Genomic DNA, 11472 nt, shown 5'->3' on the forward strand with positions numbered 1-11472 from the left:
ATTATGGGAGTATTTCAAAATAGTATAATGCCTTTTGTTTTGGTACTAAAACATAGAGTTGTATAGAAAACATATCGTCTTTTTTCCCTTTGTAACTGTATGTATAATAGTAATCTTTATTTGATACTATTTTTCGTAAATCATTTTTAATAAAATTTGGATAAACAAACTCAATAATACTTTTATCTAAGTTAGAATAATCCCAATTAACCGATGTCCAATTTGATTGATTCTGAAAAGTATTTTTTGCGTTGATATTTTTATATCCTTTTTTAAAAGCCTCAATATCATTAGATGAAATCGAATATTTATCCATACGACACACATCTGCATTATCGTTGTAACTTTCAATTTTTTGTATGTTAGTGCCCTCAAATCCTAAAACTTTTGTCCAGTTCTCATTTTTCTGACATGATATTAGTATAAATAAAAATAGTGTTATTATACTACTACTTTTTAATAGTTTTATTTCCATATCCGTAAATACTATAAGATGTTATTTTATGTAATCCTCCAACTGTTGCCGTATGTTCCCCTAATGCATTGGCTGCTCTTTTCATAAAGCTACCGTTTTTTGTATCAAAATCATATATATCTACTAATCTTGTACTTCTATTTCCTATGGAGAGAGTTGCATTTTTTCTATCTCTGCTTTCCGCTGTGATCTCCAGTCTCAAATTTCCATAGATTAAACCAGTATTGGTATTGTCTGACTCAAGTAAATAATTTCCAAGTGTATTTGTTGTAGCAGAGCCATAGGATAAAAAATTGAAAAAATAATTTCCTTTTTTATTTTCCGATGTTATTGCTTGATAGTCAAATTTAGATGTATCTATTTTAGAAGCATCTACAAAAAGATTTCCATTACCATAATTCTGTTGTGCAGAAGCAGAACCACCCCTTGCCCAGCTATTAGCTTCATTAAAAGTAAGTTGCCCATCATAATCAGGTCTACTAGAGGCACTTTCTACAAAACTGTCAGCACTTTTTCTTGCTACACTGCCTTCAGGTAGGTTTGAAGCAAGTGTACCTTTTTCTAGCGCATCAGAATGTGCCATACCCTGCTGAAAGTCTTTTTTATTCATAACAATAGCACTTCCCTTAACGCCTTGATCGTCTGTTCCTAACAATGTACCTTGTTCATCAAAAATAGGACTTGCAGCCATTCCAGTAGGATCAGTATTAAAAATAGGATTATTTACAGCATAATTATATGGTGTCCAACTACTAAATTCTTCACTCAAAGGATCGGAAGACATCCAACGTCCGTGAGTATCACCAATCGGCTGTGCATCAGGGTCAGATAAATCAATTTCTCTCACTTCAATGATGTTCCCTCTTTTTGTATTGTATCGTACAGAACCAATCACAACAATACTGTCTGTATCGTGAAATTCCAAATACTTTCCTTTGCTGAGTGTTGCAATCTTTGGATAAACTCCATATTTAGCAAAAGGGTTTCCAATAGCAATGTTCTTTCTTCGTCTTTCTGCTTCCTGTGGTGTCAAAGAATCCTTTGTTTTTAATACTTCATCCATATAAGGACGGTTTCGTTCTTCTTTTGTCAGCTTGACAGGATTAACCCATTTCTTTTCAGTTTTGGGTTTCTGTGTGGTTTGAGCCTTTTTCTTGACCTGCGCCTGTGTAAAACCTGTTACTACGGCAAAAGCAATTAATAATATTTTTTTCATAGTCATTTGGTTACTTGTTAAAGTTATTTATTAATTTTTTACATTCAATCATTTGTGTTAAAATATCTATGTTTTTATCGGAAAGTATATAGGTTTCTGTTCCTTCTTTTTCTTTTCCTGTGCTTTTTTTACAGCTTCCTGTTTCTGCTGTTCTTGTTTCTCCTTTTGTTTTTGAAGTTGGTACAATCTCATTTTTTCTGCGAGTGCTTCACTTTCCTGCTTGTTCTTTTCGGTTTTCAGACTTCCAAGCCATGATTCATAAGCAGATGAAGGCATTTCAGCATATCCTAAATTATCAATAGTATTAAATTGCTTATTGATTTTATTTAGTTGTTCAATTGCTTTTGGAAAATAACCAATTCTTTGTAAACCTCTTTTATCTTCGGGATTAATACCTAATTGTTTCATTACATTGGCAAATCTTACCTGACTGACATTTGCCTTTTCCATATTGGGAGCTATTCCGTTAGGATAAAGTTCTAATGCTTTATCAATAACCTTATTTACAAATTCGTCATAACCAAACTTACTTACATATCCTCTTGCCAAATCAAAATATGCCATTCCTAACAGTTCTTTTTTGGAAAGGTTTTCCAAATAGATTTTATTCTGTAATGCTTCTGATTTGATATATCCTGATTCCAAAAACGCATTATCGGTAGGAAACATTCCATTGGTAAGCTCCATATTTCTCATAGTTCCTTCATCATCCACAAAACGGATATAGGAATGATTGGGAGCTAATGATAAATAGGCTTCTGTATTCATTGCTTCTGCCAACATCAGATAGTACAGAGGCATTGAATGGCATTGTCCTGATCCTGTTTTAAGGAGTTTGGAAACAAACATTTTGGAATAGTCTTTTTGTCCCATATAGTCCTTAAAATCATACTCAAAGGCTTTGTGAGTTGTGCCGTTCAATTTCATATCCTTAGAGAAATACTCAAAGATTATAAGGTTTTTGGAAACATTGCTTTCTGTGTCCTGTTTCCGTTCTTTCATTTTCTGCAACAGTTGTTTTGCTGTTTTTTGAATTCCTGATTTAAATTTGTTTACATCCTGCTTGTTATCATAAAAAGCATTCTCAACAGTGAAATTGACATCAGCTAATGAGTAGTTTTCAGCATCCATTGCTGAAAGTTTATTAAAGGCATCATAATACGACCCAGTTCCTGCTTTTCCTGAAAGTGAAGGCAAATCATAAGGCATATTCCTGCCATTGCTTATCCATTCACGGAATTGCATTTCATGAGCTTCTGCCATATCTCTGTCTATCTCACGCAGAAAAGCACCATCCTGTGATCTTCCTTGCGTTTCATAGGTATTATTTTGCCCGATTGAGTTTGAGGATTTTTGATATGCACTCGGCATTGAGGGGGCATAATTTCTTTGGGAACTTCTGCCATTTGTCGGACTGCTATAATTATTACTGGAATAATTACCCAAACCACTTGCTTGTGGAGTAGAAAAGTTCGGGATTTGACCGAAACTTATTATACCTGTAAGTAATAAAGGAAAAATATATATTTTTCTCATCTTGAACATTAATATTTTGTGTGTTTTGTGTTTCCTGCAATTTACAATTTTTCTATAAGCAACGAAAATAACAATCTGTATAGGTTTTTACAAATGTATTTCGGTATAACGCCAAAACTTGACGTATTTTATTTTAAAAGTTGAGTTTTCAACAATTCCTCCAATGGATTTTGCGGTTTGCTCGTAATAACGGTTTTTAAATCTTTTGGGGATAACTCGGCAAACTCGACTGTTTTTAATATCGAGAAAGCAACATCTTTTAATCCTAATTTTCGGAGTGATTCCCTGATTTCTTTATCAGTTGGAAATTGATTGTTATTCTGTTTTAAATAGATTTTGTGATTTTTCATATTATGATTTTGTAATTAAACGTTATCTGTTTCCTGACGGAGTTATATAGTAAGTATAATTTTCTCCGATTGCCAAACTACCCTCAAAAAACTCTACATATTTTAAATCTTCTTGAATGAACACACCACCCATGCTTGATGAGTATTGATAGCCTCTTTTACGTTCATTGTAAACTTTATCTCTTAAATCTCGGTACATTAGTTCACCATCAGCTTTTTTAAACAAAATCCTATCATCATTGATTATTATATAGGAATCACTTTTTATAGTTTCGTCTTTTACTCGTTTATTGTTATGGTCAAAAAGAGCAATATTATAAACAGGCAAGGTCTTTCCATAGTTTGCAATTATCTTTCTGTCACTATCATAATCATTAGATGAACTGTTTTGGGTTGTATTATTGGAATTAGAAGCAGTAACATTTTTAATAATTGCGCCTAGGCTTTCTCTAAGGTAATTCAAAACTCTGTTACACTCATTTATGTTACTATAATTTATTCTTTGAGAGTTTACGCTTTTTATAGGTGAGTTTTTGAATGTTTCTATGATTTGATTTTTTTGATTGTCATAAATATCAAGACTGTAAACGGCATCAAACATTTTGCTTATTTCCTGTTGTACCCATTGTGTATTTTGATTATACCTGTTTTGGAGTGTAGTTGTGGTATTTCCTAAAGGAGCAATGTCCAATGGTGCTGGATCTCTGTACTGGTTTGGGCTTCTTTGTTGTGAAGTTGTAGAATAATATTCCCATTGTCTTGTTAAAGTATTATAAATCTCATAACCTGTCATGTTTCCTCTTGAATCAAAGTATTCATATCTGCGGTTTATGGAACTATACTTTTTTGTTGAGGTTTGGGAAAAACAAGAAATCCCAAATAATAGGAATGCTGAAAAGATAATTTTTTTCATTGTGAATATTTATTTTATTCACTCGCCCTCCTAAAGTGATTGGTTTTTAAATGCAAAAAGCGTAGAGGACTAAACTCAATTTGCAAATAGGAGGTTCTCGCGAAACCGTGTTACACAAACAAGAATAGCCTCCACGCATAGGTAGAGGCATCAACTGTTTATTCTGTGTAACATTAGTTAATTTGCGAGATTTCCTATTTACAGAATAAAAGCTAACGCTTTATATTTTTTCGATAAAATTCAGTTACAAATATAAGAAATTTACATAATCATACCTACTTCAGGTTTTCTAATACCATCATAAAAATATTCTAATATGTAAATGTCGAATTCATCCAAATCTATTTTGTTTTTTATAAAATCAACATTTATATTATTAAAATCCTCAATAGCATTGTGAATATTTGTGTCGTTAATTAAATTGACAATATTATTTTTGTGAATTTTTATAGAGATAGTGCGCGGTAATCCATATTCTTCCAACTGATATATAACAGGAGGTAAGAAAGCATGTGAACACCACCTAATAAAATCGCTTAAATCATAATGTTTATGTGGAATAATCTCTTTTTGCAATACATTGATATCTCTTAATAAAGATGTTAATTTATAAGTGACATTTTTTTCAAGCTGAAAAAAATCATCAATACTAATTTCATATTGATCCAATGTTCTTAATTGCTCTGGAATTGTTTTGTTCCAATTATAGCTTAAAGTTTTAATAAATTGAACAAAGTTTGTATAACCAATATCCCAGTTTCCAGGCTGTAATCTTAAAACTTTATATAAAATACGATCCCACTTTGTTCTATCTTTTCCATTTAAATACCCCAAGCCATTCCAGCCAGAATCAGTTTTGAGACTATGAGCAATAGTTTTTAATAATTCATAATTTGTATTTTGAAAAGCATTTTCATTCTTTAGTTCTTTGTATCGATCATTTCCAAAAATTTCATTCATTTCTTCTTCTTGCAGAATTATTTTTGCAACTTGATCACTTGTTAGGATATTGTTATGTTTATCTTTATCTAATGATGTAGCAACATTTTCGGGAAATGGCAAGTCTAATTGTGTTTCTTGTTTTTTTGGAGGTCTATCTAAGATATATATTTTCCCAATGAAATGTTTAAACATACGACCACCTCGTCCAATAATATTTTTATATGTGAAATCGTTTAAATTAGAACCTCCATTTTTATTTAACCAAATAATGACATTTTCCGCACTTGTATTAACACCTTCAATAATTGATGAAGTTGATACGATTTCTCTAATACCTTTTGGTTCTTCAAAAAGCTTAATTTGAATTTGGCTTAGAGAGCGATGTAGTCTACTATTATGTATTCCCACACCCTTTTTTATAAGTTTAGGAAGAATCCAGTTATAGCTGTAGTTTTTCTCTAACCATCTTGAAAAATGATCTAATAAATTATAATTAATATTAGATTTTTCGGATAGAAGAACGGTTGAAAGTTCATCTATCTGTGTGAAGTTACCTGCATATATTAATGTCTTAGTTTCTTTTCTTTGGAGAATTTCTAATAATGCATTGGTTTTATCTTCTTGTGTTTTTATCTTTTTATATACCTCATTTTTCTCTAAGAATACTGTATTGAAATCCATTTTAATGAATTCCATCCCCTTCGTAAAAGGGTTTTCATTAAGGTAACTGATGTTGGGTGCTAAAAAATATTTTTGTTTTGACTTTTCTCCAAATTGAATAATAGCCTTAATAAGATCTGGAGCTCTATCTTTGTCAAAATTAATACTAGCTTTGTAAAATTCGTCAACAATTAAAATGTCTACCTCGTCAATTTTATCAACATAATAAAAAGCACGTTCTTGAGGGAATATAAAAATATTTTTTTCAGCTAATTCTGATTCTGTAGTAGTAATTATTTTATATTCTACTGCAAATTTTTTATAAAGTCTTCTTCTTGTTTCATCTGTTAACGCAATTGTTGGGACTATAATAACTACATTTTTTGGTTTTTTTATTTTTATAAATGCATCAATTACAAAACTTTTTCCAAAACTTGTAGGTGCACTGACTGCAATACTTTTGTTATTTATCAGTTTCTTCAAAAGAAATGATTGTTCTCTATGTAATGTTTTAAAATCATTATTTCCTACATCTACTTTAAAAGCTTCTTGGATAAATCTTTCCTCCCAACTACTAGTTTTATAATCAAGGTATGGAAAAAGACCAGTCTCTCTAATCATGTGGTTAATAATAGGTGAGTAATCAATTCGATTTTCCTCGTGAAAGTCTAATAACTTTATTAATGTTTCTCTAGCTTTATTGTCTTCTCCATCTATTAGGAAATCATTAATAATATGACATTGATCGAAAATATAATCTGTATTCATTTTATTTTAGTGCATTTGCAATTGCTAAAAACTTTTCTTCAATTTGTTTTTTATATGGTACTGGAAATAAAATTATATGAAATTTAATTTCCGAATATTTATGTACTGTGGAGCATTTTGCAATCTGCTTTTTGAAATATTCTGTTGCCCTATCTTTATGAAAAGTAATTATATCATTCTTATATTTTGGATTATTGTCGGTTTCTTTCTGTGTGATTTTACATTCATGCACCATCAATATTGGAATGTTAAGTATTGGTTTTACTTCATCTATAGATGTGTCCTCGTGTAAAGTTTTAATTATTCTTTCTTTTAGTTCATCATTAATTTCGGTGAAGTCTTTTAAATCTGAAATGTTAGTTATTAAACTATTCTCTTTTTTTAATTTTTCTAATAAGAGAGATTCATTAACTGATTGTACAATTTTATCCAACTTACTATTGATGATACTGTCATAGAATTTTGCTTCACCAAACCATAATGAAAAAGTATTGTTATTTTCAATTACAATATGAACTGAGTCGGCTCCCTTTGCAAAGTCATTTTTATTTTGCTTATAAAAAATTTTAGGTACAACGGGAATAGCTTTAAAATGATGTTTCATTATGCCATATAGTATTATTTCAGCTATTTCTCCTCCTTTACCATTGTCTTTATCATTAGGATCGTCTATTAAACGAAGTTTTTCCACGGCTTTACCAAGCGTACTTCCTTCATCATTTATTAGGGCATTTCGCTCTTTTATACTCAAAGCTGTTTCTTTAACATTATCCCAAATAAATTCTTGAAATTTTTTATATCTCCATTTTCCGTCCTCAAAATCATTAATTATAGATAATATTTTTTTATTGTCAATTCCTGTAAGTTCTCCATCAGTAGAGTAGTTACAGAAATTATCATCTATTAGAATTTGAAATTTCATATTTAATTAGTTTTGCTATTAGTTTATATTTTAAAATAGGTGTTTTAATGCTAAAATACACAATATTATATAATATTAAATGCATTAACGAATATTATTAATATTTATAAAAAACTATTATGGATGAAGTTTAGAATTTTTTGAACAAATTAAAAAAAAGACTAAGATTACAAGCTTTTTGTAAATATATGTATTCCAGATTGCCCCAAAGTCTCAAAATCCTATATGGAAACAGCCTATATCCCAATTCTGAAATTTTATATAGAGGTTTTAAGAGCCAACCTACCAATCATAAAAAGGTATATCTAATCAACAAAAAATTTGCTATACCCCCTATACTCGAATTGTGATTTTTGAAACTGGTTTTGCTTTTTTGCCATCTTTTCAAAACGATTAAAATCTTTTTAAAAACATTACTTTTTAAGTTAAAACTGTCTTGAACACTTGTATCTATGGGGATTTTTATTTATCTTTATTCTGCATTTTAATAGCAATTTTTCTACTGAAATACATCTTAATTATACATAAAAAAGCCTTGAAGTGTTGGAGCACGACAAGGCGCATCAATAAATTTTAACGTAACTAAAATTATCGACTATGACAAATTTACAAAATTGTCTTGGTTCTTGCAGTATTTATGTAGGAACATACACAAAATACAATAATGGTTTATTATTGGGGAAATGGCTTAATTTATCAGACTATTCTGATTATAACGAGCTATTGGAAGCAATGAAAGAATTACACAAAGATGAACATAACGCAGAGTTTATGTTTCAGGATTATGAAAACTGTTCTTTTTTTGAAAAGTTGGGATTGATTAACGAAAACTTTTTATCTGCCGAAATTTACGAAATATCACGGCAAATAGACAATTCTTGCTATGATATCGAAATTTTTGAAGCTTATGTAGATTGCATTGGGAAATTAGATTTTCAGAGTATTTATAACAATGTTATGAATTATTATATTGGTGAATATTCGAGCGATGAAACATTTGCACAATCTATATTAGAGGAAGATATTCTTGATAACTTACCAAACTATATTTATGTTGATTGGGAAGCTACATCGAGAAATTTAATGTATGATTATTTTGAAAGCAACAGACATTATTTCAAATCGTAGATTCATTTAGATTAAAATAGATTCAAAATGATTAAAATAATTCAAGTCGGGAAGAAAGTCGGGAGTGATAAAAATAAAAGCACTGAAAATCAATTGATTAACAGTGCTTTTTGTACCCATAACCGAAGAAATCTCGAAACATTTGGTGGAAGATTTGGAAAGAATTTCTGAAATATTACCTGGAAAATACTCCCAAAAAAAGAAGAATTAGTTAATATATTGAGTATGCTAAAAATGTCTTATTAAAATTTAATTATTTGCAGGGTACTGTCCGTTGAAATATTTTTATTTTTGAATATTTTCAGGTATAGTATTTCAATTATTTAATTTCCTTAAATCTGAAGGTCTCGATCTGGTAAATTCGCGGAAAGTATCACTAAATGAGCTTACAGAATTATAACCCACGTTATATGCAATTTCATTAATGGACTTATTTGTATTAAGAAGAAGTTCAATGGCCTTAATAATTCTTAAAGTTTTTAAGTATTGGAGAAAAGAAATATCCAAATCTGTTTTAAAAAGACGCGATAGAGAGCGTTCACTCAATCCAAATTTTTTACTTATACTAGCAAGACTGTGTTTTTCTTCTATTGTACATTCAAGATAAGAAACAATATTCCTAGTCATCTTGTTTTTGGTGGCAGGAAGAATAATGGGCAAGGGTTGTTGATGGGTTTTGGGTAGAATTTTTTTTAATGCTACTAAAAATTCAAAATTTTCATCAGTAGATATTACATGTCTCTCATCCCATATTTCAGTATACTTGATCATTTGTATTAAAAGTTCTGTGGCAGGATAAATACCAAGACGACTGAAAAAAGGATCAGACAAATCGTCATGAGCAAAGAAATATAATGATCGTAATACTGTTGCAGAATGACCAATTTGTAAAATATGTTCCAAACCCTGCGGAATCCAGAAGAAATGTCTTGCGGGAACAACATATGTCCGATTATTTATAGTAATATAAGCGATACCTCCTTCAACATAACTAAGTTGTCCTTTGGTATGTCTATGAACCGGGATCAATTTTTCAGATTTTTCATGCATTACAAATACACTTTTATCGTTCTTATCAATATCTGGTAGTGAATTAATTAATCCCATACTAATGTTGTATTTATTGATAACAAAGATAATGAATTTGGCCGGAATCATGAAAAGAATGACTATTGTCGATAAATTTTTTTTATGTAAATAATGTAGATTTGCAATACAATGATTCTAAAATTTTCAATGAAAAATTATCTCACTGGATTTCTAATGTTTGGAATAACTTTTTCGACTTGGGCCCAGAGTTCTGTTTGGAATGCAGACACATTAAAACTCTCACTAAAAGACGCTTGGAACAAAGCAGAGGAACACAGTCGCGATATTAAGATAAAACATTTGGAAGTGGGTATTTCTGCTGAAGAAGTAAAAGATCTTAGAGCGGAGCGGCTTCCCGAAGTGCAGATAAAAGGAAGTGCAGAAAAAGCAAGCAATATACCGATTTATGAAAATGGCTTATTTTCAAAACCAAGTCAACATGAAGTAATACATACACTCTACAGAGCAGGTGCTGATTTTTATCTTAATCTCTATAATGGAAATAAACTTAATCTACAAATTAAAGAAGAAAAAATACTTCACGAGATTTCTGAAATTAAGAGAGAGCAAACTGTTTCTGATATTCACTACAAGACGGCTGCTTTGTATTTAGACTTACAAAAAATATTAATTTTCAGAAAACTTATAAAAGAGGATATTGAAGACCAAAAAAAACAGCTGAAAGAAATACGTAGCTTATTAAAAAACGGTGTTGTACTAAAGAGTGACGTTTTGAGAATAGAGCTTGAGCTCTCCAGACGTGAAATGGCATTAATTACGATAGAAAATGATATTCTTATTGCTACTCAAAAACTGAATATTATTATTGGAGTTCCTGACGAACAAATTGTAGTTCCAGACGAACCGACTTACATTTGGAACAATACCACCTCCTACGAAGAATATTTAAAAACGGCCTTAGAACATTCATTTGATTATCACATTTCAGAACACAAAACAGAGCTCAGTAAAATAAAAATAGATCAAATTAAAGCTAATGTAAGACCCAAAATTGGAATGTATGGAGAATTTTATTATGCAAATCCACAAATTTTCTTATTTCCTTACAATCCATATTGGTATTCTTTGGGGGTAATAGGGTTAAGAGCATCTTTCAATTTATCATCTTTTTATCATAATACCCATAAGGTAAGAGCTGCCAAAATAGAGTTTGAAAAAGAAGAAGAAAGTTATAAAAATACCGAAGATAAGGTAAGACAACAAGTAAAAGAAGCTTACCTGAGGTATCAGGAGGCTTTAGAACAGATAAAAGTTGCTGAGGCTAATCAGGCTCATGCGAAAGAAAATGCAAGAATTATTAAAAATACTTACTTTAATCAGACTTCTTTAATTACAGATTTGTTAGATGCAGATGTACAACTTCTGCAGACAAAGTTCGAGCTTGAAGCAGCAAAAATAATGGCACAAAATAAATATTACTTACTACAAAATATAATAGGTATTTTATAAATC

The 11472-nt window shown here is 30.4% G+C and carries 10 protein-coding genes; 2 read left to right on the forward strand and 8 right to left on the reverse strand.

Annotated features, from left to right (window positions below):
• Nucleotide 1: 1 nt before the first annotated feature.
• The 7 genes from U9K52_RS01190 to U9K52_RS01220 all read right to left on the reverse strand — a co-directional run bounded on the left by U9K52_RS01190 (nucleotide 2) and on the right by U9K52_RS01220 (nucleotide 7782).
• Complete coding sequence (locus tag U9K52_RS01190; protein WP_322924623.1) at nucleotides 2–475, reverse strand: hypothetical protein; 474 nt, start codon at nucleotides 473–475, stop codon at nucleotides 2–4.
• On the reverse strand, nucleotides 450–1691 hold the full coding sequence (locus U9K52_RS01195; RefSeq protein ID WP_322924625.1) for a hypothetical protein: 1242 nt from the start codon (nucleotides 1689–1691) through the stop codon (nucleotides 450–452). Before U9K52_RS01195 ends, U9K52_RS01190 begins: the two co-directional genes overlap by 26 nt.
• A gap of 66 nt (nucleotides 1692–1757) precedes the next feature.
• Entirely contained in the window at nucleotides 1758–3227 is a 1470-nt protein-coding gene (locus U9K52_RS01200; protein ID WP_322924627.1) for a hypothetical protein, read from the reverse strand.
• Between the two features lie 128 nt (nucleotides 3228–3355).
• Nucleotides 3356–3577, reverse strand: coding sequence for a hypothetical protein (locus tag U9K52_RS01205; protein ID WP_322924629.1), 222 nt, complete (start codon nucleotides 3575–3577; stop codon nucleotides 3356–3358).
• Nucleotides 3578–3599: 22 nt separating this feature from the next.
• Nucleotides 3600–4490, reverse strand: a complete 891-nt coding sequence (locus U9K52_RS01210) for a hypothetical protein (protein ID WP_322924632.1) — start codon at nucleotides 4488–4490, stop codon at nucleotides 3600–3602.
• Between the two features lie 261 nt (nucleotides 4491–4751).
• Nucleotides 4752–6860 carry a DEAD/DEAH box helicase gene (locus tag U9K52_RS01215; protein WP_322924634.1) on the reverse strand — a complete coding sequence of 703 codons (2109 nt, stop codon included), beginning with the start codon at nucleotides 6858–6860 and terminating at the stop codon, nucleotides 4752–4754.
• 1 nt (nucleotide 6861) lies between these two features.
• A complete protein-coding gene (locus U9K52_RS01220; RefSeq protein WP_322924636.1) occupies nucleotides 6862–7782 on the reverse strand; it encodes a DUF1837 domain-containing protein in 921 nt (306 codons plus the stop codon).
• 597 nt (nucleotides 7783–8379) lie between these two features.
• On the opposite strand from U9K52_RS01220, the gene U9K52_RS01225 reads away from it, so the two are divergent.
• Complete coding sequence (locus U9K52_RS01225; protein WP_322924638.1) at nucleotides 8380–8910, forward strand: antirestriction protein ArdA; 531 nt, start codon at nucleotides 8380–8382, stop codon at nucleotides 8908–8910.
• A gap of 315 nt (nucleotides 8911–9225) precedes the next feature.
• On the opposite strand, the gene U9K52_RS01230 is transcribed toward U9K52_RS01225, so the two are convergent.
• The gene (locus U9K52_RS01230; RefSeq protein ID WP_062676471.1) at nucleotides 9226–10017 is read right to left on the reverse strand and encodes an AraC family transcriptional regulator; all 792 of its coding nucleotides are present in this window, start codon (nucleotides 10015–10017) and stop codon (nucleotides 9226–9228) included.
• A 129-nt stretch (nucleotides 10018–10146) separates the two neighbouring features.
• Here U9K52_RS01230 and U9K52_RS01235 point away from each other — a divergent pair, with 129 nt between their 5' ends.
• The gene (locus U9K52_RS01235) at nucleotides 10147–11469 is read left to right on the forward strand and encodes a TolC family protein (protein ID WP_322924642.1); all 1323 of its coding nucleotides are present in this window, start codon (nucleotides 10147–10149) and stop codon (nucleotides 11467–11469) included.
• Nucleotides 11470–11472: the final 3 nt, after the last annotated feature.

This window comes from Chryseobacterium sp. MHB01 (genome assembly GCF_034651565.1).
In the GTDB taxonomy this organism is placed as follows: Bacteria; Bacteroidota; Bacteroidia; order Flavobacteriales; family Weeksellaceae; genus Chryseobacterium; species Chryseobacterium nepalense.